At 70.1% G+C, this 21,730-nt stretch carries 29 protein-coding genes and 1 tRNA gene; 13 read left to right on the top strand and 17 right to left on the bottom strand.

Going from position 1 to position 21,730, the window contains the following annotated elements; genetic code table 11:
• Positions 1 to 11: 11 nt before the first annotated feature.
• The gene (locus IEX84_RS06245; protein ID WP_188870994.1) at positions 12 to 779 is read right to left on the bottom strand and encodes a mechanosensitive ion channel domain-containing protein; all 768 of its coding nucleotides are present in this window, start codon (positions 777 to 779) and stop codon (positions 12 to 14) included.
• Positions 779 to 1,600 (bottom strand): diadenylate cyclase DacZ, encoded by an 822-nt coding sequence (dacZ, locus tag IEX84_RS06240; protein WP_188870992.1) that lies wholly within the window; start codon positions 1,598 to 1,600, stop codon positions 779 to 781. The genes IEX84_RS06245 and dacZ overlap by 1 nt, the downstream gene beginning before the upstream one ends.
• Positions 1,601 to 1,702: 102 nt before the next feature.
• On the opposite strand from dacZ, the gene IEX84_RS06235 reads away from it, so the two are divergent.
• A complete protein-coding gene (locus IEX84_RS06235) occupies positions 1,703 to 2,098 on the top strand; it encodes a pyridoxamine 5'-phosphate oxidase family protein (protein ID WP_188870989.1) in 396 nt (131 codons plus the stop codon).
• An 86-nt stretch (positions 2,099 to 2,184) separates the two neighbouring features.
• On the opposite strand, the gene IEX84_RS06230 is transcribed toward IEX84_RS06235, so the two are convergent.
• Positions 2,185 to 2,269, bottom strand: a tRNA-Leu gene (locus IEX84_RS06230).
• 82 nt (positions 2,270 to 2,351) lie between these two features.
• On the opposite strand from IEX84_RS06230, the gene IEX84_RS06225 reads away from it, so the two are divergent.
• Positions 2,352 to 2,660: a transcription initiation factor IIB family protein gene (locus tag IEX84_RS06225; protein WP_188870987.1), complete on the top strand. Its 309-nt coding sequence runs from the start codon at positions 2,352 to 2,354 to the stop codon at positions 2,658 to 2,660.
• 6 nt (positions 2,661 to 2,666) lie between these two features.
• Here IEX84_RS06225 and IEX84_RS06220 read toward each other — a convergent pair whose 3' ends face one another.
• The 6 genes from IEX84_RS06220 to IEX84_RS06195 form a co-directional block, all read right to left on the bottom strand.
• Positions 2,667 to 3,146, bottom strand: a complete 480-nt coding sequence (locus tag IEX84_RS06220; protein WP_188870986.1) for a phosphopantetheine adenylyltransferase — start codon at positions 3,144 to 3,146, stop codon at positions 2,667 to 2,669.
• A gap of 40 nt (positions 3,147 to 3,186) precedes the next feature.
• The gene (locus IEX84_RS06215; protein ID WP_188870984.1) at positions 3,187 to 3,759 is read right to left on the bottom strand and encodes a winged helix-turn-helix domain-containing protein; all 573 of its coding nucleotides are present in this window, start codon (positions 3,757 to 3,759) and stop codon (positions 3,187 to 3,189) included.
• Positions 3,760 to 3,832: 73 nt separating this feature from the next.
• Entirely contained in the window at positions 3,833 to 4,906 is a 1,074-nt protein-coding gene (locus tag IEX84_RS06210) for a glutamate--cysteine ligase (protein WP_188870982.1), read from the bottom strand.
• A 48-nt stretch (positions 4,907 to 4,954) separates the two neighbouring features.
• Positions 4,955 to 5,599 (bottom strand): fibrillarin-like rRNA/tRNA 2'-O-methyltransferase, encoded by a 645-nt coding sequence (locus IEX84_RS06205; protein ID WP_188870980.1) that lies wholly within the window; start codon positions 5,597 to 5,599, stop codon positions 4,955 to 4,957.
• Positions 5,596 to 6,465, bottom strand: coding sequence for an NOP5/NOP56 family protein (locus IEX84_RS06200; RefSeq protein ID WP_188870978.1), 870 nt, complete (start codon positions 6,463 to 6,465; stop codon positions 5,596 to 5,598). The genes IEX84_RS06205 and IEX84_RS06200 overlap by 4 nt, the downstream gene beginning before the upstream one ends.
• A gap of 77 nt (positions 6,466 to 6,542) precedes the next feature.
• On the bottom strand, positions 6,543 to 6,728 hold the full coding sequence (locus IEX84_RS06195; RefSeq protein ID WP_188870976.1) for a hypothetical protein: 186 nt from the start codon (positions 6,726 to 6,728) through the stop codon (positions 6,543 to 6,545).
• Positions 6,729 to 6,802: 74 nt separating this feature from the next.
• Here IEX84_RS06195 and IEX84_RS06190 point away from each other — a divergent pair, with 74 nt between their 5' ends.
• Positions 6,803 to 7,375, top strand: a complete 573-nt coding sequence (locus IEX84_RS06190; protein ID WP_188870974.1) for a DUF2391 domain-containing protein — start codon at positions 6,803 to 6,805, stop codon at positions 7,373 to 7,375.
• Positions 7,376 to 7,432: 57 nt separating this feature from the next.
• On the opposite strand, the gene IEX84_RS06185 is transcribed toward IEX84_RS06190, so the two are convergent.
• A complete protein-coding gene (locus IEX84_RS06185; protein ID WP_188870972.1) occupies positions 7,433 to 8,761 on the bottom strand; it encodes an FAD-dependent oxidoreductase in 1,329 nt (442 codons plus the stop codon).
• Positions 8,762 to 8,911: 150 nt separating this feature from the next.
• On the opposite strand from IEX84_RS06185, the gene IEX84_RS06180 reads away from it, so the two are divergent.
• From IEX84_RS06180 to IEX84_RS06170, 3 genes are all read left to right on the top strand, one after another.
• Entirely contained in the window at positions 8,912 to 9,196 is a 285-nt protein-coding gene (locus tag IEX84_RS06180) for a DUF357 domain-containing protein (protein WP_188870970.1), read from the top strand.
• Positions 9,197 to 9,259: 63 nt separating this feature from the next.
• The gene (locus IEX84_RS06175) at positions 9,260 to 9,652 is read left to right on the top strand and encodes a DUF2267 domain-containing protein (protein ID WP_188870967.1); all 393 of its coding nucleotides are present in this window, start codon (positions 9,260 to 9,262) and stop codon (positions 9,650 to 9,652) included.
• A gap of 47 nt (positions 9,653 to 9,699) precedes the next feature.
• On the top strand, positions 9,700 to 9,885 hold the full coding sequence (locus tag IEX84_RS06170) for a DUF7836 family putative zinc-binding protein (RefSeq protein WP_188870965.1): 186 nt from the start codon (positions 9,700 to 9,702) through the stop codon (positions 9,883 to 9,885).
• A gap of 4 nt (positions 9,886 to 9,889) precedes the next feature.
• Here the strand turns inward: IEX84_RS06170 and IEX84_RS06165 are convergent, their stop codons facing one another.
• Positions 9,890 to 10,288 (bottom strand): translation initiation factor IF-2 subunit beta, encoded by a 399-nt coding sequence (locus tag IEX84_RS06165; protein WP_188870963.1) that lies wholly within the window; start codon positions 10,286 to 10,288, stop codon positions 9,890 to 9,892.
• A gap of 143 nt (positions 10,289 to 10,431) precedes the next feature.
• Here IEX84_RS06165 and IEX84_RS06160 point away from each other — a divergent pair, with 143 nt between their 5' ends.
• The 5 genes from IEX84_RS06160 (at position 10,432) to IEX84_RS06140 (ending at position 14,183) form a co-directional block, all read left to right on the top strand.
• Positions 10,432 to 10,674, top strand: a complete 243-nt coding sequence (locus IEX84_RS06160) for a UPF0058 family protein (RefSeq protein ID WP_188870961.1) — start codon at positions 10,432 to 10,434, stop codon at positions 10,672 to 10,674.
• A 103-nt stretch (positions 10,675 to 10,777) separates the two neighbouring features.
• The gene (locus IEX84_RS06155; RefSeq protein ID WP_188870959.1) at positions 10,778 to 11,677 is read left to right on the top strand and encodes a DNA-3-methyladenine glycosylase family protein; all 900 of its coding nucleotides are present in this window, start codon (positions 10,778 to 10,780) and stop codon (positions 11,675 to 11,677) included.
• 25 nt (positions 11,678 to 11,702) lie between these two features.
• Positions 11,703 to 12,023: an acylphosphatase gene (locus tag IEX84_RS06150; protein ID WP_188870957.1), complete on the top strand. Its 321-nt coding sequence runs from the start codon at positions 11,703 to 11,705 to the stop codon at positions 12,021 to 12,023.
• A 67-nt stretch (positions 12,024 to 12,090) separates the two neighbouring features.
• The gene (hflX, locus tag IEX84_RS06145) at positions 12,091 to 13,395 is read left to right on the top strand and encodes a GTPase HflX (RefSeq protein ID WP_188870955.1); all 1,305 of its coding nucleotides are present in this window, start codon (positions 12,091 to 12,093) and stop codon (positions 13,393 to 13,395) included.
• A 161-nt stretch (positions 13,396 to 13,556) separates the two neighbouring features.
• Positions 13,557 to 14,183: a DUF1405 domain-containing protein gene (locus IEX84_RS06140; protein ID WP_188870953.1), complete on the top strand. Its 627-nt coding sequence runs from the start codon at positions 13,557 to 13,559 to the stop codon at positions 14,181 to 14,183.
• Between the two features lies 1 nt (position 14,184).
• On the opposite strand, the gene IEX84_RS06135 is transcribed toward IEX84_RS06140, so the two are convergent.
• From IEX84_RS06135 to IEX84_RS06115, 5 genes are all read right to left on the bottom strand, one after another.
• Complete coding sequence (locus IEX84_RS06135; protein ID WP_188870951.1) at positions 14,185 to 14,982, bottom strand: SDR family NAD(P)-dependent oxidoreductase; 798 nt, start codon at positions 14,980 to 14,982, stop codon at positions 14,185 to 14,187.
• A gap of 63 nt (positions 14,983 to 15,045) precedes the next feature.
• Positions 15,046 to 15,633: a cyclic pyranopterin monophosphate synthase MoaC gene (gene moaC, locus IEX84_RS06130; protein WP_188870949.1), complete on the bottom strand. Its 588-nt coding sequence runs from the start codon at positions 15,631 to 15,633 to the stop codon at positions 15,046 to 15,048.
• The gene (locus IEX84_RS06125; RefSeq protein ID WP_268237634.1) at positions 15,630 to 17,066 is read right to left on the bottom strand and encodes an NAD(P)H-hydrate dehydratase; all 1,437 of its coding nucleotides are present in this window, start codon (positions 17,064 to 17,066) and stop codon (positions 15,630 to 15,632) included. Before IEX84_RS06125 ends, moaC begins: the two co-directional genes overlap by 4 nt.
• Positions 17,067 to 17,200: 134 nt before the next feature.
• A complete protein-coding gene (locus IEX84_RS06120) occupies positions 17,201 to 18,574 on the bottom strand; it encodes an aminomethyl transferase family protein (protein WP_188870947.1) in 1,374 nt (457 codons plus the stop codon).
• Between the two features lie 367 nt (positions 18,575 to 18,941).
• Complete coding sequence (locus IEX84_RS06115; protein WP_188870945.1) at positions 18,942 to 19,178, bottom strand: DUF5816 domain-containing protein; 237 nt, start codon at positions 19,176 to 19,178, stop codon at positions 18,942 to 18,944.
• Positions 19,179 to 19,262: 84 nt separating this feature from the next.
• On the opposite strand from IEX84_RS06115, the gene IEX84_RS06110 reads away from it, so the two are divergent.
• On the top strand, positions 19,263 to 19,664 hold the full coding sequence (locus tag IEX84_RS06110; protein WP_188870943.1) for a universal stress protein: 402 nt from the start codon (positions 19,263 to 19,265) through the stop codon (positions 19,662 to 19,664).
• Here the strand turns inward: IEX84_RS06110 and IEX84_RS06105 are convergent.
• Positions 19,648 to 20,556: a mechanosensitive ion channel family protein gene (locus IEX84_RS06105; protein WP_188870941.1), complete on the bottom strand. Its 909-nt coding sequence runs from the start codon at positions 20,554 to 20,556 to the stop codon at positions 19,648 to 19,650. The two genes, IEX84_RS06110 and IEX84_RS06105, sit on opposite strands and share 17 nt — an antisense overlap.
• 93 nt (positions 20,557 to 20,649) lie before the next feature.
• Between IEX84_RS06105 and trmB the strand changes: the two genes are divergently transcribed.
• A complete protein-coding gene (gene trmB, locus IEX84_RS06100) occupies positions 20,650 to 21,702 on the top strand; it encodes an HTH-type sugar sensing transcriptional regulator TrmB (protein ID WP_188870939.1) in 1,053 nt (350 codons plus the stop codon).
• Positions 21,703 to 21,730 lie beyond the last annotated feature (28 nt).

Here is a 21,730-nt window from a genome sequence, read left to right as displayed (position 1 = left end):
CCGGAACGGAACTAGCGCTCTTTTACGACGCCGTACTCGAAGACGTGGGCGTTCGGGACGACGTGTTCGGTGCCGTCGTCCTCGATGTAGGTCACGAAGACGTCGAGTTCTTGGACGATGCCGCTCGTCTCGCCGATGCGGACGCGGTCGCCGATGCCGTAGGGCTGATTCAGAAGGACGTAGACGCCCGCGGCGGCCGAGGTGAGGAGGTCCTTCGTCGCCACGGCGACGAAGACGATGAGCGCGAGCGCGGCCGCGGCGAAGACGAGCACGAGCGGGAGGGTGGCGACGCCGAGTTGGCCGAGCGCGACGAGCACCGCGACGAAGACGATGCCGTACTTGACGACGAGCGGGATGACGCCGATCTCGGGCACCTTCACGCCCCGCAGGCGCTCGGAGACGACGACCTCGGCCTTGTCGCCGACGAGGACGCCGAAGACGAGGACGGCGAGCGCGAACACGACGGCGGGGAGGTAGCCGACGAGGCGGTACCAGAGCGCGCGGAGGTCCACGAGGTCCATGACGGCGAGCGCGAGGACGACCGCGACGGCGTAGATGACGAGCGAGGAGAAGCGCGCGAGGAGCGCGGCGATGGACGTATCGAAGCGCCGCGCGGTCCGCTCGACGCTCGTCCCCTCGACGGCCTCGGGGACGCCGGCCGCGCGGAGGAGGCGGGCGTTCAGCCGCCCGACGAGGTAGCCCGCGACGAGGCCGACGACGAGCACGCCGAGCGCGAGGAGGTAGTCGACGTCCCGCATCACGAGCGTCTGGACGTCCATCAATACGCCTCCGGGTCGAGTTCGAGGACGAGCTCACCGCCCTTGAACGCGCGGACGAGCCCGTCGCTCTCGCTCAGCACCACGGCGATGGCGCTCGAATCGCGCGTGATGCTCGCCGCCGCCATGTGCCGCGTCCCGAGCCCCTTCGGGATGTCGACGCCCTCGGCGGAGCCCTCCAGGTAGCGGTACGCGGAGACGATCTTCCCGGAGTCGCTGATGACGAACGCGCCGTCGAGCCGCGAGAACTCCTTGAGCATCACGTTCACGATCGGGTCGCCGACGTGGACGTGGCTCTTCTCGAAGGGGTTGTAGGAGAGCGGCCGGGACTTGTTCATCACCTTCCCGGCGTCGCCGACGACGAACAGCGCACCGACTGGCTTACCCTTCTGACCCTTCTGCCCGAGTTCGATCACGACGTCGAGGACGTCGCGGATGACCGCCGGGTCGGCCCGCGAGTTCACGAAGAGGTCGTAGACGCCCGAATGGCGTTCGGCGTCGACGCGCACCCGCGAGACCGTATCGACGCCGTCGTCGAACACCGAGGTCACGCACGCGACGTCGTCGCCATCCGCGACGTACTCGCTGTCGAGCGCCCCCTCGATGCCGAAGCGCACGCGTTCGGTGACCTCGGCGAACTCCAGCGGGAGTTCGACGAAGGCATCCGCGCCGACCGTGTTCTCCGCGCCCACCACGATCAGGTCGACGTCACCCTCGTCGGTGGCGTCCCGCGCGCGCTCGTAATACGACCCGCTGGGGGAGAACGCCACCAGCGCGTCGACGTCCGTCACGAGCTCGCCGAGAAGACCCTTCAGCGCAGACATTAGTGCTACGGACTCGTGGACCCACAAAAAGGGTTGTGACCCGTCTGACGTCCGTCCGCCGGGACGCGAAGAACTACGTCGTGCCCCGCCGATGGGTCGGGCATGCCCGCGATTCCCGAGGCGTACCACGACCTCTTCGAGAAGCCGACCATCGCGCACGTCACCACGATGAACCCCGACGGCACGCCACACGCGACGCCCGTCTGGGTCGACTACGACGCCGAGGACGACCGCCTCCTCGTCAACACCGAACGCCACCGCCGCAAGGCCCGCAACGCCGAACGCGACCCGACGATTGCCGCGAGCATGACCGACCCCGACGACGACTATCGGTTCCTCTCCGTCACCGGCGAGGTCGCGGCGGTCACGACCGACGGCGCGCGCGAACACATCGACGCCCTCGCCCACCGTTACACCGGTGACGACTACGCCGTCCCCATCCAGAGCGAGCGCGTCCTCCTGCGGATTCGGGCCGACGACGTCGTTACCGGCCAGTAAGGCGGGAACACGTTTCTCGGCGTGTGCGCCGGTGTCGTGGCGGTCCGTTCAGGTAACTCTCGCCCTCGCTTCGCTCGGACAGAAAATGCACGGGACCGGATTCGAACCGGCGGACCCCTTCGGGATAGCGTCCTAAGCGCTACGCCGTTGGCCAGGCTTGGCTACCCGTGCGCGTACGGACGATGGGCCGAGTTCCCTAAGAGCGTGTCGCCTTCGCCGTGCGCTTATGTCGCTTCACCCCCTCGGGAGCGATATGTATCGCGCGGGCGACGCGTTCGAGAACGCCGAGTGGGTGGCGGAGCTCGACCGCGTCGCGGACAGACTCGACCTCGACGCGGAGGCGCGTTCGAGCGCGGAGGACCTCTTCCTCACGGGGGTCCCGGAGGAGGAGCGGTCGAAGCGGGCGGCGCTCGCGGCGGCGATCTACGCGGGGTCGCTCGTCGCGGGCGACCAGCGCTCGCAGACGGCAGTCGCGGAGGCCGCGGACGTCTCGCGGCAATCCGTGCAGGGCCGATGGAAGGAGTTGCTGGCGGACGCGGGGCTCGAACCGCCGTCGTGGTAGGGCCGACTACTCGCGCGGGGTCGCGTCGGGTGTCACGTTCCCGTGTTCGTCGATTTCGCCCTTGACGATTCGCGTGGAGGAGATGACGCCGCCGTCGTCGGCGGCGACACGCGGGACGACCTCGATGCGGAGGGAGTCGTAGCCGCGCTCGCGGCGTATCTCGTTGACGCGCTCGGCCCCCTTCTCGGTCTCGGGGGAGACGACGAGCGCGTCGAACTGGGGTTCGACGGCGATGCCGGTGGGTTCTGAGAGCTCGCGGACCTCGTAGTCACGGCCGTACTCGTCGGCGAACCGTTCGAGTTCGTCGGCGAGGGCGCGTTTTCGCTCCGCGAACGGGCGGACGTGGCGCTCCTCCTGACGGGTCTGGGGTGCGAGGTCGTCGCTCGTCAGGCCGACGGTGACGTCCCCGAGTTCGAACGCACGCTCGAAGAGCGCGCGGTGACCGTCGTGGATGGGGTCGAACGTCCCGCCCAGCGCAACGTTCATACACCGGGCGAGGATTCCATCATGTTTAGCAGTTTGGTTCTCAGGCGTTCCGGTCGTCGCTATCCGCCTCGCCCGCGGCCGCATCGCTCGCATCGCTCGCGTCGCTCGCGTCCGCCTCGCCGTCGGCGTCCGACCCTTCGCCGGCAGCCTCGGCGTCATCGTCGTCGCCGTCGACCTCGATGCGGACCGGTTGGTCGTCGTCCTCGCGGCCGAGCGTGAATATCGTGTTCAGTTCGTCCTGAACGCCGCCGACGACGCCGCCGACGAGGTCGCTCGGCGCGATGGCGGTGTACTCGTAGGGGTTGTTGCCGGCCCCCTCGCTCTCGCGTTTACGGCGCTCGACGGTGTCCTCGTCGGCGAGTTCGGCGAGCGCCTCGCGCACCGTGCTCGGGTAGAGGCCGGTCCCCTCGGCGACCTCCTCGCTCGTGCTCCACGGGTGCTGTCGGAGGTAGACGTAGATACGCGCGCGGGTCTCGGTGTCGAGCATCCACGAGAGGATGTCGACGACGCGGTCGTCGAACCCCGAGCGCGCGCGGTCCGCGCTCTCGCCGAGCCGGTCACGCGCGCTTCGCTCCCCCTCGTCCTCGGGTGTGTCGGCTGTGTCCTCGGACATGTGTCGGTCTCGGGAGAACGGAAGCTCCGGGCGCGTAAAAACCTCCTGCTCGTCCTGGTCCTCGCGCTCGCTCTCAGAGTCGGATGGCGTCGTAGAGCGCGCGTGCGCCCTCGGTCTCGCGGACGCGGCGCTGGAACGCCGCGCCGCTCTCCGCCTCGTAGACGTCGCTGATGCCCGTGACGCCGAGGCGCTCGACCTCGTGCTCGACGACTTCGCCGAGCGTCACCGTGTCCTCGCCGCTGCGGGCGATGAAGGAGGCGTCGTGACCGTGGCGCGTCGCGCGCCACTTGTTCTCGTCGAGGAGCTCGCGCCGGTGGCCGTAGCCGGCTTCGCCGTCCGCGTAGCGCTCCGCGAGGTCGAGGACGAGCGCGTGGACGTAGCGGACGAACGCCTCGACGACCGCGGGGTCGTGCTGGGCGTCGGGCGCGCGGACCTCGACCGTCCCGTGCCCCGAGTGGGGGCGGACGTCCCACCAAATCTCGCCGCGGTCCTCCATCGAGCCGTGCTCGACCATCCGCTCCTCGAAGGCGTCGAACTCGGCGTAGGAGTCGAACGCGGTCGGCATTCCCGTGTTCGGGAGGTTCTCGAAGACCTTCGCGCGGGCGGAGGCGAGGCCGGTGTCGTGGCCGTCCCAGTAGGGCGAGTTCGCGGAGAGCGCGAGCATCACGGGGAGGTACCACCGTATCTCGTTCGCTATCCACATCGCCTTGTCGGCGTCGTCGACCCCGACGTGGACGTGGAGGCCCGCGGTCGTGTTCCGATGTTGGGGATACTGGATGCGCTCGAGTTGCGAGCGGTAGCGTGGTTTCTCCGCGTGCTCGTGTTCGCGCCAGCGTGCGCCCGGGTGGAGACCGGCGGCGGCGACGCCGTAGCCGTGTTCGGCCGCGTAGGAGACGAGCGCGTCCCGGACGTCGCGGATCGCCGCGCCGGCGTCGGCCGGCCCGTCGAGTTTCGGCGTCTGGGTCTCGACGACGAACTTGAACAGTTCGTGGTCGATACGGTCGGCGAGGAGCGCCGGCGGGTCGGCCTCGTACACGAGCGTGTCGCTGCCCGCCGTCGGGCGACCGTCGGCGTCGACGAGGAAGAACTCCTCCTCGACGCCGAGCGTCCCGAGCTCACTGAACGCGTCCGGCGAACCCGTCGTCATTCACCCGGCTTTCGAGGGGGCCGAGTTTATAAGTACCGAAGGCGGCCCTCAGCGGGGGATCGCCACGACCGCGAGGTGGTCGTCGTGGTACGGTTCGAGGCGCTCGCGCGCCACCACCTCGTAGGCCTCCCGAAGGTCGTCGAGCGCGTCCGCGAAGACGTCCTCGGGGTCCGCGGTGACGTCCTCGCTCCGGGCCTTGACCGCGAGGACGAGTCGCCCGTCGTCCGCGAGGAACCGCGCGTTCTCGACCGCGACGCGGGCCTGCCCCCGCGTGGCGACGTCCTGCACGAGCACGTCGACGCCCGACTCGACGACGTGCGCGTACGTCTCGGGTTTGCGGGCGTCCTTCAGGAGGGGGAAGAGAGTCGGGCGGTCCTCGGCGACGTCGAGCAGGTCGCGCGCGGAGCGCGGCGCGAACTCGACGGCGTACGTCGGCCCGGCGGCGTCCGCGACGTGACTCACCGTCGTTCCGTTCGCCGCGCCGAGGTAGAGCACGGAGGCGTCCGCGGCGAGGCCGGTGTCGAGGCCCTTCTCGATTGTCGCGCCGAGCTTCGAGCGATGCGGGTCCCAGCGCCGCCACCCGTCCGCCGTGGGTTCGCCGTAGACCGGCTCGCCGCGCGTGGCGAGCGCGGGCCCGTCGCCGAAGTCCCGGCGCGCGACGCCCGCCGGGAGGTCGAGTTCGTCGTCGCTCATTCGTCTTCCCCCGTTTCGTCGCCGTGGCGCGCGCGGATGGTCTCGATGCGCTCGTCGAGGTCGGCCTCGACCTCCGGGCGGTAGTCGCCGGCGTAGTGGTCGATCCGCGCGCCGATGGTGAGCTTCCCGGCGAGCGCGCGCGCCGCCGACCCGCGCTCGTCCGGGTGGGTGCCCCGAACGTACTCGTGCGTGTAGATGACGCCGTGCTTCGGCGAGGGCGCGTTCCCCCGGAGGTGCGCGAACAGCGCGTCCTCCGCGCCGAGCACCTGGACCGTCCCGGAGGGCATCTTGGCGAGCGACGCCAGCCCGCCGGCGAGGTCGATCAGGCGCGCCGCGAGTATCGGGCCCGCCATCGACGCGAGGTTCGGCGCGACGGTCGGCACCGTCCGTTCGAGGAACTCCCGCTCGGCGTCGCGCTCCGCGGCGAGGTCGACGACGCGCTCCGCCAGCGAGACGATTCGCTCCTCGGCCGCCGTCTCCGGGTCGCGCGCCGCGAGCTCGCGGGCGTACGGAACGCCCGTCCCCGGGTCGTCGTCGGTCGTGCCGCCCCACTCCGCGACGCGCTCCGCGAGCTCGTTCGTCGTCGCCGCGAGGTCGTCCATCGCGCGGATCGCGTGGACCACCTGTCTGTCGTCCGCGGACTCGGCCTCGCGGACGGCGCGGCGCGTCGCCGCCACCGTGGCCTCGTGGAGTTCCGCGTAGTAGTCGTCGGCGTGGGCCGCGAAGCCGGCCTCGACGGCCCGCGCGGGCCAGTCGGCGGGCGTCTCGGTGCCGCCCTCGCGGATCGCCGCGGCCGCGGCGTCGGTGTCGCCGGGCTCGACGCCGGCGAACCAGCCCGCGTCACCCGCGGGCGTCTGGTCGGTCATGCGCCGGGCTATGCCGCCCGGTCGTATAGGCGTTCCCGAACGCGGGGCGACGAGGGAGCGGCGCGACGTGGTCGGAGTTACCGGTGGGTGACTTTCCGGACGCGACCGCGAGCACCGGACTTCAGCTTCACGTCCGCGCCCGTCGGGTCGGCCTCACCTATCACCGCACCTATCTCGCCGAGTATCGGCTCTTCGTCCTCGCTCTGCTCGATTTCGACGGTCATCCCGGTCTCCAGTTCGTGGGGGCTCGGGTACTCCGGCATACGCGGCCGTGAACGGGCGTCGACCCAAAGGCGTGGCGGCCGACTTTTTGTATCGCCGCGCCGTCGCCCGAACCATGAGCGACGCGGCGACGGACGGCGACGACGACGGCGCGGACGTCTCCGACCTGATGGACGACCTCGAAGAACTGGAGGCGCACGTCGAGAGCGAAGCGGGTCGGGAGGCCGTCGCCGAGGCGATGGCGACCGCGAGCGAACTCGGCCATCGCGGCACGTTCGGGCGCGTCATCCGCGGCTTCGACCGCACGGACGCCGCCGAGGCCGCCCTCGGGAGCGTGCTGTTCGCCATGCCGATGGTCGTCGAGGGCGGAACGCGCGACGTCGGCGTCTACATCGCCTCACACGTCGGCGGGCTCGCCGGCACCCTCGCCGCCACCGTGGCGATGGTGTACGGCATCCTCTACGTCGCCGACATCCAGGACGTCCGCGTCAAGGACCCCATCCTCGGCTTCCTCCCGCGACGCCTCGCCGGCGTCGTCACGATCTCGCTCGGCATCACGGCGCTCATCTTCACCGGCTGGGGACAGGTCGACTGGGGCGACCCGTGGGTGGCCGCGTGCGTCATCGCCGTCGCGTGGGCGCCCACGGCCATCGGTGCCGCGCTCGGGGACATCCTCCCCGGGTCGTAACGGGAGACGAAACCGCGTCGCCGCTCGCGTCTCCAGTCCGCTCAGCGCAGACCGTGTTCAGTCGTCGGCGGGCGCTTCGGCGCTCCCCTCGGCCTCGCCGGTGGCCTCGGGCAGCGCGCCTTCGAGGTACTCGTCGGCGTCGAGGGCGGCCTTCGAGCCCATCCCGGCGGCCGTGACGGCCTGCTGGTAGTGGAAGTCGACGACGTCGCCCGCGCCGAAGATGCCCTCGACGTCCGTCGCGGTCTGGCCGGCGCCGTGGCCGCCCCGCGTGCGGAGGTAGCCCTCGTCGTCGAGTTCGACCTCCGTCTCTTCGAGGTAGGACGTGTTCGGCGTGTGACCGATGGCGACGAAGAACGCGCCGACGTCGAGCGTGCGCTCCTCGGTCTGGCCGTCGTCGAGTTTCGCCGTCGGGTGGCCCTCGGGGTGGTAGACGAGGTCGACGCTGTCGACGCCGTCCTGCGGGCTCCCGTGGACCTCGGTGGCCTCGGTGTTCCAGAGGACCTCGATGTCGCCGGACTCGACGTGCTCCTGCACGCGGTCCTCCCAGTAGTCCTCGGCGCGCAGCTCGTCGCGGCGGTGGACGAGGTAGACGGTCTCCGCGAACTTCGTGAGGAAGACGGCCTCCTCGGCCGCGGCGTCGCCGCCGCCGACGACGACCATGTCCTCGCCGCGGAAGAACGCGCCGTCACACGTCGCACACGTCGAGACGCCGTAGCCCATCAGCTCGTCCTCGCCGGGGATGCCGAGCGTCCGCGCGGACGCACCGGAGGCGGCGATGACGGCGTCCGCCGTGTAGACGTCGCCGTTTTCGAGGGTGACGCGGAACGGACGGACGTCGTCGTCGACGGAGGCGACGATGCCGTGTTCGAGTTCCGCCCCGAAGCGCTTGGCCTGCTCCTTCATGTCGTTGACGAGCTCCGAGCCGTTGATTCCCTCGGGGAAGCCGGGGTAGTTGTCGACCTCGCTCGTGAGGGTGAGCTGGCCGCCGGGCTCGTCGCCCTCGAAGAGGAGGGGGTCGTTGTCCGAGCGCGCCGCGTAGATGCCGGCGGTGAGCGCCGCGATGCCCGTCCCGGTGATGATGAGGGGGCGGTGCTCAACGACGTCGTCGTCGCTCTCGTCGGCGATACCGAGCTTCTCGTCGAGCTCGCCCGTCGCGTCGAGCGCGGAGGTGTCGTCCCAGCCGCCGATGAGTTCGTCGTCGATGAAGACCTCGGGGGCGGTCTCGCGGCCGTTCGCGCGCTCTTTCATCTCCGCGAAGCGCTCCTCGTCGCCCGTGACGTTGTACGTCACGTAGTCGACGCCCTTCGCGTCGAAGAGGTCCTTGGCCTTCTCGCAATAGGGGCAATCCGTCTTCGTGTAAATCTCTACGCGGGGATCGTCGCTCATACGCCCTAGAACGGGATTCGGGGGCTTGTAGGTTGCGCCACCCGGGAGGCTGGCCGGTGTCGCGTGCGCACGTGCGAAACGGAGGGAGTCGCGGTGAACCGGGACGACGACGACGACATCCTTACGCCGAGCGGGCGACCCAGTAGGGGTATGCCCGCCGACCTCGCCGAGAAGACGGATCGCTACGAGGCGCTGCTCGCCGACGCCCTCGCGGCGGCCGAGCCGGTCGCACCGGAGGGGACGCCGCTCGCCGACGCCACCGCGGAGTACGAGGAGATGGCCCGCTCGTACCTGGAGGACGGACGCCACTTCCGCGAGCACGACGACCCCGTGAACGCCCTCGCGGCGTTCAGCTACGGCCACGCGTGGCTGGACGCCGGCGCGCGCATCGGCCTCTTCGACGTCCCGACGGAGGGACACCTGTTCACGGAGTGAGAGGAGACCGCCGTTCCGGTGGCCACCAGCCTTAGGCAAGGCCCGCCGGTATCACGTAAGTGCATGAAGCACGACGAGTTCGTCGGCGACGTCCAGCATCGACTCGAACTCGCCTCGCGCGGCGAGGCCATCCGTGCGACGCGGGCCGTCCTCGAAACGCTCGGGGAGCGCCTCCAGGCGGACGAAGCCGCCGACCTCGCCGGGCCGCTCCCGATGGAGATCGACCGCTTCCTCCACGCGGCCGACTCCGGCCAGCTCTTCGACTTCGACGAGTACGTCGCGCGCGTCTCACAGCGCGCCCGGGTCGAGCCCGCCGAGGCGGCCTTCTACGCGAAGGTCGTCGTCGACGTCGTCGAGGACGCCGTCCCGGACACGGAGCTCGACGACGTCACCGCGCAGCTCCCCGCCGGCTACGACGAACTCTTCGAACTCCTCGGGGATGACTCGTACTACTGAGGCGTCCGCCAGTACCTTTTTTTCGCCGGCCCGCGCAGTCCCCGGGTATGCCGAACGAAGCCTACGTCCAACTGCTGTGCCCCGACTGCACGAAGCACTGGGAGGAGTCGCCGACCGACCTCCCGGCACCCGATGAGAACTTCGACTGTCCGGACTGCGCGGCGACCTACCGGACGAGCGAGTTCATGCGCACCGAGCGCGACCTGGAGAACCTGAAGCGCCTGCAGTCCTGACGTCTCAGACGGTCGTTCGCGCACCGCAGGCGTCACACTGCAGGTGCGTGGTGTCGCCCTCCTCGACGAGGTTCGTGTCCGGGAGCCCGCACTCCGGACAGCGGACGTACCGCTCGACGTAGTCGTCGAGCGCCTCCGCGATTCGGTCGGCGTCGAACTCGCCGGTGAGTCGCGCGCGGCCGTTCTCGTCGATCTGCGCGGCCGTCCCGAGGTCGTTCTGGATGAACTGGAGGACATGGCGCTGCTCGCGGTCGAGCCGGTCGAGCGTCGCCGGGAAGTTCTCGTAGACCGTGAAGTTACCCTCGGTGCGGACGTTCGGGTCCGGCACGTCGAAACGCGACTCGTCGGCGTCGATCTCGGATTTCTCCGCCATCGCCCGGTCGAGTTGCTCGTCGTATCCCATGAGAGGACGGAAACGCCGGCGGCCTAAAAGCGTTTCAGCCCGACCACCCGACCGACGGCTCTCGCGTTCTGCGGCCCGAAAACCCGTGTGATAACAGTTATCAAGATAATACTATAACCCTCCGGGCGATAGGATGTGTTGTCATGAAGAAACAGGAGCTCATCCACCTTCACGGGCTTCTCGCAGAGGTAGGCAACTACTACGCGAAGTGTGAGGGCGAGACCTCCCTGGACCTCGACGACTACGAAGAACTGGGCATTCGACCGACATCGATTCACAAGTCGAAGACCGACCACAAGGCGGCTGTTTTCGCGCTGGCCGGCGACATCACGACCGCGATGGACTCCGAGGAGAGCACGGAGAAAGTCGCGGCCCAGGCCGACTGAAACCCGACGACGAGCCGGGTCCGTATCACACATCGCGTAGCGACGGCTGTTCTCGCGGACGGAAACCGACACGCTTTGGCCGCCGGGCCGCCGAGCGAACGCAATGCGAACCGGTTCGGTACCGCTCGCCGACCTCGCCGGTGGCTTCGACCTGCAGGCGACGCTGGAGAGCGGGCAGACCTACCTCTGGACCCGCGAGGACGGCGCGACGTACGACGCGGACGGCGCGCGCGGCGGCGACGCGTGGTACAGCACCGTCGTCGACGGCGAGGTGCTCCGCGTCCGCCAGCGCGACGGCCTGCTGGAGTGGGAGAGCACGACGGACGCCGAGTCGCTCCTGTTCGACCTCCTCGCACTCGACGACGACCTCCACGCGATTCGCGCGGGCGCGAGCGACGACGACCTGATACGGGCGGCCTACGAGCGCTACTGGGGGCTGCGAATCGTTCGGGACCCGTTCTTCGGCTGTCTCGTCTCCTTCATCTGCTCGGCGCAGATGCGCGTCGGCCGTATCTTCGCCATGCAGGAGGCGCTCCGCGAGACGTACGGCGAGCCGGTCGCGTTCGACGGCCGGACGTACCACGCCTTCCCGACCCCGGCGGCGCTCGCCGACGCGAGCGAGGGCGACCTCCGCGATCTGAGCCTCGGCTATCGGGCACCCTACGTCGCCCGGACGGCCGAGATGGTGGCGTCGGGCGAGCTGACGGAATCGGACGTCCGCGGGGCGGACCTGGAGGCCACCCGCGAGGCCCTGAAGGGGTACGTCGGCGTCGGCGACAAGGTCGCGGACTGCATCGCGCTCTTCTCGCTCGGCTACCGCGACGCCGTCCCGCTCGACACCTGGATTCGCACGGCCATCGACGAGTATTATCCCAACTGCGCGCGCGGGAACTACGCCGAGACGTCGCGCGCGATACGCGACGCCTTCGGCCCGAACGCCGGCTACACACAGACCTACGTCTTTCACTACCTCCGGAGCGGCGACGACGAGGACGGGAGCTAAGTGGCCGGCGGGCGAGCGCCCGAGCATGAGCGACGACGAGCGGGAGGCTGGCGAACGGGCCGCGACCGACGGCGAGCGAGTGCGCGCGCACGTCCACGTCACCGGGCGCGTCCAGGGCGTCTACTACCGGGCGAGCACCCGCGACACGGCGCGCGAGCGCGGCGTCGACGGCTGGGTGCGGAACCTCGACGACGGTCGCGTCGAGGCGGTCTTCGAGGGGCCCGAGGGCGCCGTCGAGGCGATGGTCGAGTGGTGCCAGACGGGCAGTCCCGCCGCGTCGGTCGAGGACGTGGACGTGACGTACGAGGACCCCGAGGGCGTCGGCGGGTTCGAGATTCGGCGCTGAACTCGCGGACGGGTCGGGCGCCTCGACGGATTGGGCTTAAGTGGGTTCGGGGCGTACGTGGGCGCGAGTGACAGGCGCATCTACCGCTTCCGCCGTCGTGGCGAAACGCGTCGACGACGGGGAGCCCGACACGGAGGAGATACGCGAGCTCGTCCGCGCGGCCGGCTACGAGGTCGCGGGCGAGGTCACGCAGAGTCGCACGGCCGACCCCGCCCTCCAGCTCGGCGAGGGGAAGGTCGGGGAGCTCGCCGCGCTCGTCGCCGAGACGGGCGCGCAGACGGTGGTGTTCGACAACCGTCTCGGCCCCTACCAGACGTTCAACCTCGGCGACCACCTCCCGGACGGCGTGACCGTGATGGACCGCTTCACGCTCATCCTCGAGATTTTCGGCCAGCGCGCGCAGACCCGGAAGGCCCAACTCCAGGTCGAACTCGCCGAACTCCGCTACGAACTGCCGCGCGCGGAGGCGAAGGCGAGCCTGGCGAAGCGCGACGAGCGCCCCGGCTTCATGGGTCTCGGGGAGTACGACGAGTCGCGCGAGCAGGACATCAAGGCCCAGATATCGCGTATCAGAGACGAGCTCGACCGGATAGAGACGACGGAGCGCCAGCGCCGCGACCGCCGCCGCGAGTCCGGCTTCGACCTCGTCGCGCTCGCGGGCTACACGAGCGCGGGGAAGTCGACGCTGATGCGCGCGCTCGCCGAGGACCTCGACCTCGACGAGAACGAGGAGCTCCACCCGGACCTCGACACGACCGCCGAATCCCGCGACGAGCTGTTCACGACGCTCGGGACGACGACGCGCCGGATGGACGTAGAGGAGCGCGACGTCCTCCTCACGGACACGGTCGGATTCATCAGCGACCTCCCGCACTGGCTCGTCGAGTCGTTCAAGTCGACGCTCGACTCGGTGTATCAGGCCGACCTCGTCCTGCTGGTCGTGGACGCGAGCGAGCCCGTCGAGGAGATTCGCGAGAAGCTCGCCACCTCCCACGACACGCTCTCCGAGCGCAACGAGGCCCCCATCGTCACCGTGTTCAACAAGGTCGATCAGGTCCCCGACGAGGAGCTCGCGGAGAAACGCGAGGCGCTCTCCGCGCTCGCGCCGAACCCGGTCGCCGTGAGCGCCATCGAGGAGGTCGGTCTCGACGACCTCCGCGAGCGCGTCACGTACGCCCTCCCGCGCCGCGAGAAGGAACGCCTCGTCCTCCCGATGACGGACGAAACGATGAGCGTCGTCTCGTGGCTCCACGACAACGCCCACGTCGAGGACGTGACGTACGGCGACGACGAGGTCGTCGTCGCCTTCGAGGCGCGCCCGAAGGTCGTCGAGCAGTCCCGCGACAAGGCGAGCACGCTCGCCTCCGCGTAGAGAGGTCGACCGAGGGCGCCGCGAGGCCGCCGCCGAACGCGAAGCCACCGTGCGCGCCGTGTGCTGTACACCGCGCGACGACACGAGCGGGTCCACGCGACGACTCGGGGGCACGCCGGAAGGCGGGAAGCCTACAACGCCGCCGGGTGTAGCGCTCCGCCATGTGGACGCCACTCCCGGAGCGGGTCGCCGCCCCGTACCTCGACGTCGAGCTCTCGCGGGTCCTCCTCCTCTGTGCGAACGCCGTCGGCGTGCTCGTCGGGCTGAACTTCTACCTCGAACAGATGACGGCCACCCCCGTGCTCGCGTGGCCGCTGCTCATTGATAGCCCGCTCTCGCTGTGCTGGCTGGCCGCGAGCCTCCTCACCCTCTGGGGGCTCGGCCGGCGTTACTACCCCTCCTCGCCGTTCCTCGACGTCCTGAACACGCTCGCGTTCGCGTCGATGGTGAAGTACGGCCTCTGGACGGCGTTCACGCTCAACTACTTCTTCGGCGCGTACTACCCGGACGTCTGGAGCTACTGGGGCATCCTCTTCACGCACCTCGTGATGGTCGCAGAAGCGTTCCTCCTCCCGTATTACGGTCGAACGAGCCGGTTCGCGCTCGTCGTCACCGCGTGCTGGTTCGCCGCGAACGACGTCGCGGACTACGTTTTCGGCCTCCACCCGCACCTCCAGAGCGCGACGACCGGCCCGCTCCCGTGGGTGACGCCGCTGCTCTCCCTCGGCGCGCTCGCGCTCGCGTGGTACTGCCTCGACGGCGGCCGCGACGACCCGACGACGCTCTGAGCTAGACGTCGATGCTGGGAATCGCGCCGCCGTCGACCCGGTACGTGGAGCCCGTGACGTAGGAGGCGACGTCGCTCGCGAGGAAGGCGACGACGCCCGCGACCTCTTCGGGGTCGGCGAAGCGCTCCACGTCGATCATCGGCTTCTCCTCCTCGAGGAAGGCCCGGACGGCCTCCTCCTCGGTGATGCCGCGCTCCGCGGCGATGTCCGCCATCATCTCCTCGACGAGCGGCGTCATCGTCGTCCCGGGCGCGATGGCGTTCACGAGCAGGCCGTCGTCCGCGTAGGCGCGCGAGAGGTTCGTCGTGAGGTTCACCATGCCCGCCTTCGCGGCGCTGTACTGGGGCATCTTCGCGTGCGGCATCAGCGCCGCGTCGGAGGCGACGTTGACGATGCGCCCCCAGTCGTCCTCGCGGAGGTAGGGGAGGGCCTCCTGCGTGACCGCCATCGTCGAGAAGAGCGTCGTCTCCATCACCGCGCGCCACTCGTCGCGCGGGACGTCCGCGAGCGGTTCGAAGGGGCCCGTCGTCCCGACGTTGTTCACGAGGATGTCGAGCGTGCCGTACTCCGCGACCGTCTCGTCGACCAGTCGCGCGACGTCGTCGTCGTCGGTCACGTCCGCCCGGACGGGGAGCACCTCGCCGTCGATGTCGGCCGCGGCCGCGTCGAGTTCGTCGGCGTCGCGCGAGCAGATGACGACGCGCGCGCCCTCGTTCGCGAGCTGTGCGGCGATGGCGTTCCCGATGCCCTTGCTGGCGCCGGTGACGAGTGCGACCGTTCCGTCGATTCCGAGGTCCATGCCCGGGCACTGGGTCGGCGGCCCCGTATCGGTTCCGGCGACCACGACGCTCGCCGCCTCCGCTCAGTCGAGCGCGCGCTTCGTCTTCTCGACGACCGCGACGCCCTCGATTGCGGTCCCGGGGTACTGACTCGCCGCCACGGCGTCGCCGTCCCGACCCCCTTCGCGCGCCTCGCGCTTCTCCGCGGCCTTCACCATATCCCAGACGACGTTCAGCCCGGTCGTCACGCCCTCCAGGGCCTCCATCTCGCAGCCCGTCTGCCCGGTCGTCTCGACGGTGACGGTGAGGACGACGCGGTCGTCCCGGACGTCGAAGGCCGTCTCGACGTTCGTTATCGGTATCTGGTGGCACATCGGTATCGTCTCCCAGGTGTGCTTGACGGCCTGCACCGCGCCGACGCGCGCCGTGGCGAGGACGTCGCCCTTGCCGACCTCGTCGTCGCGAATCGCCGTGACGGTCGACTCCTGGAGGTGGATTTCGCCGCGCGCGACCGCCCGGCGCGCCGTCTCGGGTTTGTCGCCGACGTCCACCATCTGGACGTCGCCCGACTCGGTGGTGTGTGTCAGGTCGGCGTCGGCGTCGGAGTCACGGGTGTTACCGTCCGCGTCGTCCTGGGCGTCGGCCTCGGACCCGACATCTTCGTCGCTCATCGCTCCCCCCACAGCGCCGTCGGAATCGCCCCCAAGAGGTCGGAGGCGAGCAGGCCGTACCCCTGCTCGTCGACGACCGCGTCGCCCGCGGCCCCGTTCGCGTACGCGGCGATCGCGGCGGCCTGCGCGGGCTCCTGCGTGGACGCCATCGCGCCCGTGATACCCGCGAGGACGTCGCCCGTCCCGCCGACGGTCATCCCGGGGTTCCCGGTGCGGTTCGCGCGCGTCGTCTCGCCGTCCGAGACCACGTCGTACGCGCCCTTCACGACGAGCGTGACGTCGAGGTCGGCCGCGAACTCGGCGACGAGCGCGGCGCGCTCCTCCCAGTCGTCGACGCGCGGGCCGCCCATCTTCACGAGCTCGCCCTGGTGGGGCGTACAGACGAGAGTCGCGTCCGTCTCGACCTCGGGCACGACCTGGAGCGCGTCGGCGTCGACCACGGCCGTCCCGTCGTAGCCCGCGAGGAAGTCGCGGACGGCGTCGAGGGTGTCCGTCGCGCCCCCGAGGCCCGGCCCGATGACGACGACGTCGCGGTCGGCGGCGGCCGCGAGCAGGTCGTCGACGTGCCGGGGGCGGAGGCGCTCGCCCTCGTAGGACTCGACGATGAGGTCCGCCGCGTACCCCTGCACCTCCCCGGCGATGGCGGCCGGACAGGCGACGTACGCGAGGTCCGCACCGGCCCGCAGGGCCGCCTGCGCGCAGAGCGCCGGCGCGCCCGTGTAGGGGCCCCCACCGATCACCATCACGCGCCCGAAGTCGCCCTTGTGCGCCGTCGGGTCGCGTTCGAGCGACAGCAGGTCGCCGGGGCCGACGAACGTCTCCGCCGCGTCCGGGATGCCGATGTCCGCGACCGTCACGTCGTCCCGACCCACGAGTCCGGGCTTCAGGTCGTGGAAGGTCACCACGCGGTCCGCGTCGACGGCGACGTCCGCCACGTCGCCCGTGTCCGCGTCCATTCCCGAGGGGACGTCGACGGAGACGACCGCCGCGTCGGCCTCGTTCGCGGCGACGATGGCCGAGCGCTCGGGTTCGCGCGGCGCGCCCGTCACGCCCGTCCCGAGCACGCCGTCGAGGACGACGTCCGGGTCGCCGAGGTCGAGCGCCGTCGAGTCGAGGACGCGCTCGGCGTCGACCTCCGCGGCCCGGAGGGCGTCCCAGTTCTCGCGGGCGATGTCGGTCGTGATCGTCTCCGGGCGGCCGAGGAGCGAGACGGAGACGTCGAAGTCGGCGTCGAGGAAGCGCGCGGCGACGAAGGCGTCCCCGCCGTTGTTCCCGCGGCCCGCGACGACTGCCACCGAGTCGCCCGGGGCGGCGACGTCGCGGACCGCGCGGGCGAGGGCGTGCCCGCTCGACTCCATCAACTGCTTCGTCGAGACGTCGAGGGCGGCCGCGTTCCGGTCGACGGCCGCCATCCGTGCTGCGGTGATGGTCACGCCACGTGGTTCGCGCGAGCCGACCCTAAAGGTGGAGGCTCCCGCCGAGAGGTGCGCCGACGGGACGCACGCCCGCCGGGAGGCGGGCGCGCCGGTACGACCCCGCGACGCCGCGTCCTCTCACCGTCGCCGTCTCACGCCCCGCCGTAGTCCGTCGACTTCCGTTTGTCCTCGTCGTGGTAGGGGATGGACTCGACGACGGCGTCGATCTCGATTTCCTCGTGGGGTTCGACGTTCGCCTTCGGCGAGTCGGCCTCGCCCCAGACGACCGTGACCGCCGTTCCGGGTTCGGCGAGGTCCGAATCGACGATTCCGAGCGACATCATCTCCTGGACGTGGTCGCGGTAGCACGGCCACTTCGAGATACCCACGGTCTCGCCGTCCACCTCCACGCGGTCGTACATCGACAGCGCGTACTGCGGGCGCGGGAAGTCCATCGACTTCGTCGTCGGGTCCTCGAAGAGGCCCGCCGTCGCGTCGACGACGTCGTCCCGGTCCCAGATGAGCGAGACCTTCGTGCGCTGGTCGCGCGCCGTCATCTCGCGCACCGCCTCCTTCCCGACGAAGTCGTGGTCGAAGTCGACGAAGGAGCCGTAGCCGATCTCGATGGGGTTCAGGTAGTAGTCGCTCACGTCGTCCGCGCGGAGGCTCCCGCCGACGGAGAAGCCGGCCTCCCACCCCCGGTCGCCGAGCCACTCCCGGTACTCCGCCGTGCTCTCGCTGTAGACGGCGGGGAGCGGCGCGGGCACCCAGCCGTTGACGTTGTTCGTGAAGTAGGCCTTCATCCCGCAGGGGACGAGCCCGTACCCCTCGCCGGCGTCCACGATGGCCTCGCGGACGTCCTCGCGGTACTCCCACGGGCCGAAGAGTTCGAGGCCCGCCTCGCTCAGCATCCCGTGGCGCAGCGCCTCGACGTCGTGGCCCGCGATGGTCACCGTATCGAAGTTGAAGAACGCGACGTCCGGGAGCGGCCCGTCGATGGCCTCCCGCATGATGTCGAGCGCGTTCGGCCCCTGCACCTGATAGCGGAACCGCTGTGGCGGGCCGTCGCGTCGCAGCGCGTTCTCCTCGCGCTCCGCCGTCACGTCGTAGTCGCCCGTCTCGACGTGGTACTCCACCCAGTTCGCCGCCGGCGGCGTCCCCACGAGGTCGAGTTCCCCCTCGTCGAGGTAGAAGAGGATCGCGTCGCCGATGACGTAGCCGTCGGGGTTGCACGCCACGAACTGCTTCGCCTTCCCCGGCGCGAACCCGTCGAAGTCGTTGATTCCGAGGTCCGCGAGGAGCTCCACCGCCTCCGGGCCCTCCAGAATCAAGTCCACCATGTGCTGGGACTGGTCCATCAGCGTCGCGCCGTCCGTCCACGCTCGCTGCTCCTCGCGCCAGTTCGAGAACTCCGAGGGGATGTCGCCACCGAGGTCCAACAAGTCCTCGGGATAGAGGTAGTTACTCCGTACGAGTTCCAGCGCGCTCCCCGCCTCGTCGATGACGTCCGATAGTGAGTCGCTCATGGGAAACACCCACGAAGAAGTGTTTTCTCAGAAAACATTACGTTTGTGTCCGGGTCGATGGGACGTCCCGCGAGCCCGGCGGTCGCGGCGAGCGAGCCGTCCGCGACGTCGCGCACCGTCGGAGAACGCGGCGTCGGCGCGAGCGTCGCGAGAAGGTCTCGGGGAAGCGCGCCCGCCGTACTCGCGGCTTCACCGCTCGTCTCTCCGTCGTTCCTCGCTCACGCTCGGAACGACGCTATTCGCGGGTCGCTATCGCTCCCCGCTCGTCGTACCGTGGTCGCAGAGCGACCACGCTGCTCGCGTGTCGTTCGCCCACGCTCACTCCCGCTCGTCTCTCCGTCGTTCCTCGCTCGCGCTCGGAACGACGCTATTCGTGCGCGGCGTCCCACTCGTCCGGCTTCCGGTAGTTCCCGCAGACGTTACAGACGATGGTCCCCATCGCATCCATCGCGTTGTCTACCGACTCGCAGTTCGTGCAGTACCAGCCGTAGCGCGTCTCCCGGTCCGGCGTCCGGTAGACGACGAGGAACGCCCCCTCGTCGCCGCGTTCGCCCTCGTCCTCCGCGGCGTAGAACGTCCCGTCGTCGGTCTCCACCTCGAACATACACGGTCGTCGGCGCGTCGCGCCCTTAAGTTCCCCCGTCGCAGTGGGGAACGCTTAGGCCGGGGGGAACCCTCGGGGACAGTGATGACAACCGTCGTCGTGCCGGTCCGTTACCCGCTCACCGAACACTCGCGCGCGACGCTCCAGGCCGCCATCGACCTCGCCGCTGACCGCGACGCCAGCCTCACCGTCCTCCACGTCGATCTCTACCAGAACGACCGTCGCGTCACGTGGAGCGACCTCAAGCGCGCCGTCGAGCGCGCCTTCGGCACCGTCGAGCGCACCCGCTACGTCGTCCGGCGCTCCTTCATGGTCGAGGAGACCATCCTCGACGAGGTCGCCGCGGAGGACGCCGACGTCGTCGTCATCGGGAGCGCACAGGTCTCGCGCTGGCGCAAGGCCCTCCGCTCGCTCCTCGGCGAACCCGACGTCGAGTCCTACCTCCGCGAGCAACTCGACTGCGAACTCGTCACCGTTCCCGTCTGAGCGCTACCTTCGCCTCGCCGCTCTCCTCCTCGTCGAAGACGTGCTGGACGTGCGGGTAGGCGAACGCGACGTCCTCGCGGGCCTGCACCTCGTCCCAGATGCGCGTCTGGACGGCGGAGCGGACGGCACCGAGCCGGTAGGGCTGTTTCGCCCAGTAGCGCAGCGTGAGGTTCACGCCGCTGTCGGCGTACTCGTCGATGTAACAGCGCGGCTTCGCGGGGTAGCGCGCGCTCCCGATGCGGATGTCGGGGCCGCCCTCGATGACCTCGTCGCAGGTCGCGGCGGCGCGCTCGATGGCCGAGCGGGCGGTGGCGATGTCGCTCTCGTAGGTCATCTGGACGGTCAGCGAACAGCGGGTGCGTTCGTCCTCCGCGGAGTAGTTCACGATGTTCGCCTCGCGCATCTCGCCGTTCGGCATCACGAGGAAGGTGTTGTCGAGCGTGAACACCTTCGTGTAGCGCAGCGTGATGTCCTCGACGAAACCGCGCTGGCCCGTGTCCGTGAACTCGATCATGTCGCCTATCTCGTAGGGCTGGTCGGCGAGCACGAAGATGCCGTTAAGGATGCTCCCGACGATGGGCGCGAGGACGAGACCGAGCACGGCGGAGAAGACCGTGACGGAGACGACGAGGTTTCCGAGGCCGAGTCCGAGCGACCAGACGGCGACGAGCACGCCCACGCCGAGCGCGCCCGTGCGGATGAGCCGGAGGACGGTGCGCGTCACGGACGGGCGCATGAAGCGCCGGGCGACGCGTCGACCGAGGACGCCCGTGAGGACGCGCCCGAGGTACCAGCCGGCGACGACGGCGAGCACCGCGACGACGGGCCCGAAGTCGTGCATCAGGGTCCCAACGCGCGAGACGAACTCTCGGGCGGTGCTCGGCCACGGCATATCCACCGGATTGGCGGGCGTGGCGAAAAGGGTTGTCCTCGACGCCCCGCGGAAGCGGGTGGTTTTTAGCCCGGTGGACGCGCACGTGCGCCCATGAGCGAGTCCGACCTCCGAACCGTCCTCGAACACGTCGGGGAGGGGTTCGACCTCGGCGAGTACGAGATCGCCGCGTACCTCGTCGTCCTCGAACACGGCGAACTGACGGCGAGCGAAATCGCGGACCGGACGGACGTTCCACAACCACGCGTCTACGACACCGTCCGTAGCCTCGGGGACCGCGGGCTCGTCGAGATTCGCGAGTCGCGCCCGATGACCGTCGTCGCCGTCGACCCCGAGGAGGCCTTCGCGGGGTTGCGGGCCTCGCTCACCGACCTCGTGGACGACCTCGAATCCCTCTACACCGCCCCCGAGCGGGAGACCGAGGCCGTCTCGCTCGTCAAGAGCCGGACCACCATCCTCCGGTACTTCGAGGAGGTCATCACGCGCGCCGAGTACGAACTCGCGCTCTCCTTGACGCCCGCGCTCGTCGGGCGCTTCGAGGACGAACTCGCGGCGGCACGCGAGCGCGGCGTCGACGTCGAGTTGGTCGTCACCCCGGCCGCCGACGCGCCCGACCGCCGGACGTACGACTACGGCCGCATCGCCAGCGCGGCGCGCGCCCGCCGCGGCGTCACGACGCCGCTGCTCGCCGTCGCCGACGGCGACTACTCCATCTACGCCACGCAGGGCGCGGTCGGCTCCAACCCCGACCAGTACGCCGTCATCTTCAATCGCTCCGCGCTCGGCTTCCTCGTCCTCGGCTTCTTCGGCACCGTCCTCTGGACGACCGCCGAGACCGAACTGCTCGCCGACGACGAGACGCCGACCCTCCCGCGGCGCTACGCCTCCATCCGGCGCTGCGTGAAGGACCTCGAAACGCTGGAGGGCGACCTCTACGCGACCGTCGAGGGCCGCGACGTCGAACGCGGGAACACGCGCACCGTCCGTGGGCGAATCGTCAACACGGAGCACGAGGAGACGGAGGAGGTGGCGAGCGTCGACGTCGAGATCGCGGACGGCGACGTCGTCACCGTCGGCGTCGCCGTCGCCGCCGACGAGGACGTCCGGGCCTACGAGATCACGGTCGCGCGCGACGAAGCACCCTGAAAACGCGAAGCGCCGGGACGCGATTCGG

It is taken from the genome of Halarchaeum rubridurum (assembly GCF_014647115.1).
GTDB classification, from domain to species: Archaea; Halobacteriota; Halobacteria; order Halobacteriales; family Halobacteriaceae; genus Halarchaeum; species Halarchaeum rubridurum.
Note: the sequence above shows the minus strand (reverse complement) of the source record. Positions and strands in the feature narration are given on the sequence as shown.

What these genes read in the sequence shown, in the direction of transcription:
- IEX84_RS06245 (WP_188870994.1), bottom strand. Translation starts at nt 779, where the DNA reads ATGGACGTCCAGACGCTCGTGATGCGGGACGTCGACTACCTCCTCGCG.
- dacZ (WP_188870992.1), bottom strand. Translation starts at nt 1,600, where the DNA reads ATGTCTGCGCTGAAGGGTCTTCTCGGCGAGCTCGTGACGGACGTCGAC.
- IEX84_RS06235 (WP_188870989.1), top strand. Translation starts at nt 1,703, where the DNA reads ATGCCCGCGATTCCCGAGGCGTACCACGACCTCTTCGAGAAGCCGACC.
- IEX84_RS06225 (WP_188870987.1), top strand. Translation starts at nt 2,352, where the DNA reads ATGTATCGCGCGGGCGACGCGTTCGAGAACGCCGAGTGGGTGGCGGAG.
- IEX84_RS06220 (WP_188870986.1), bottom strand. Translation starts at nt 3,146, where the DNA reads ATGAACGTTGCGCTGGGCGGGACGTTCGACCCCATCCACGACGGTCAC.
- IEX84_RS06215 (WP_188870984.1), bottom strand. Translation starts at nt 3,759, where the DNA reads ATGTCCGAGGACACAGCCGACACACCCGAGGACGAGGGGGAGCGAAGC.
- IEX84_RS06210 (WP_188870982.1), bottom strand. Translation starts at nt 4,906, where the DNA reads ATGACGACGGGTTCGCCGGACGCGTTCAGTGAGCTCGGGACGCTCGGC.
- IEX84_RS06205 (WP_188870980.1), bottom strand. Translation starts at nt 5,599, where the DNA reads ATGAGCGACGACGAACTCGACCTCCCGGCGGGCGTCGCGCGCCGGGAC.
- IEX84_RS06200 (WP_188870978.1), bottom strand. Translation starts at nt 6,465, where the DNA reads ATGACCGACCAGACGCCCGCGGGTGACGCGGGCTGGTTCGCCGGCGTC.
- IEX84_RS06195 (WP_188870976.1), bottom strand. Translation starts at nt 6,728, where the DNA reads ATGCCGGAGTACCCGAGCCCCCACGAACTGGAGACCGGGATGACCGTC.
- IEX84_RS06190 (WP_188870974.1), top strand. Translation starts at nt 6,803, where the DNA reads ATGAGCGACGCGGCGACGGACGGCGACGACGACGGCGCGGACGTCTCC.
- IEX84_RS06185 (WP_188870972.1), bottom strand. Translation starts at nt 8,761, where the DNA reads ATGAGCGACGATCCCCGCGTAGAGATTTACACGAAGACGGATTGCCCC.
- IEX84_RS06180 (WP_188870970.1), top strand. Translation starts at nt 8,912, where the DNA reads ATGCCCGCCGACCTCGCCGAGAAGACGGATCGCTACGAGGCGCTGCTC.
- IEX84_RS06175 (WP_188870967.1), top strand. Translation starts at nt 9,260, where the DNA reads ATGAAGCACGACGAGTTCGTCGGCGACGTCCAGCATCGACTCGAACTC.
- IEX84_RS06170 (WP_188870965.1), top strand. Translation starts at nt 9,700, where the DNA reads ATGCCGAACGAAGCCTACGTCCAACTGCTGTGCCCCGACTGCACGAAG.
- IEX84_RS06165 (WP_188870963.1), bottom strand. Translation starts at nt 10,288, where the DNA reads ATGGGATACGACGAGCAACTCGACCGGGCGATGGCGGAGAAATCCGAG.
- IEX84_RS06160 (WP_188870961.1), top strand. Translation starts at nt 10,432, where the DNA reads ATGAAGAAACAGGAGCTCATCCACCTTCACGGGCTTCTCGCAGAGGTA.
- IEX84_RS06155 (WP_188870959.1), top strand. Translation starts at nt 10,778, where the DNA reads ATGCGAACCGGTTCGGTACCGCTCGCCGACCTCGCCGGTGGCTTCGAC.
- IEX84_RS06150 (WP_188870957.1), top strand. Translation starts at nt 11,703, where the DNA reads ATGAGCGACGACGAGCGGGAGGCTGGCGAACGGGCCGCGACCGACGGC.
- IEX84_RS06140 (WP_188870953.1), top strand. Translation starts at nt 13,557, where the DNA reads ATGTGGACGCCACTCCCGGAGCGGGTCGCCGCCCCGTACCTCGACGTC.
- IEX84_RS06135 (WP_188870951.1), bottom strand. Translation starts at nt 14,982, where the DNA reads ATGGACCTCGGAATCGACGGAACGGTCGCACTCGTCACCGGCGCCAGC.
- moaC (WP_188870949.1), bottom strand. Translation starts at nt 15,633, where the DNA reads ATGAGCGACGAAGATGTCGGGTCCGAGGCCGACGCCCAGGACGACGCG.
- IEX84_RS06120 (WP_188870947.1), bottom strand. Translation starts at nt 18,574, where the DNA reads ATGAGCGACTCACTATCGGACGTCATCGACGAGGCGGGGAGCGCGCTG.
- IEX84_RS06115 (WP_188870945.1), bottom strand. Translation starts at nt 19,178, where the DNA reads ATGTTCGAGGTGGAGACCGACGACGGGACGTTCTACGCCGCGGAGGAC.
- IEX84_RS06110 (WP_188870943.1), top strand. Translation starts at nt 19,263, where the DNA reads ATGACAACCGTCGTCGTGCCGGTCCGTTACCCGCTCACCGAACACTCG.
- IEX84_RS06105 (WP_188870941.1), bottom strand. Translation starts at nt 20,556, where the DNA reads ATGCCGTGGCCGAGCACCGCCCGAGAGTTCGTCTCGCGCGTTGGGACC.
- trmB (WP_188870939.1), top strand. Translation starts at nt 20,650, where the DNA reads ATGAGCGAGTCCGACCTCCGAACCGTCCTCGAACACGTCGGGGAGGGG.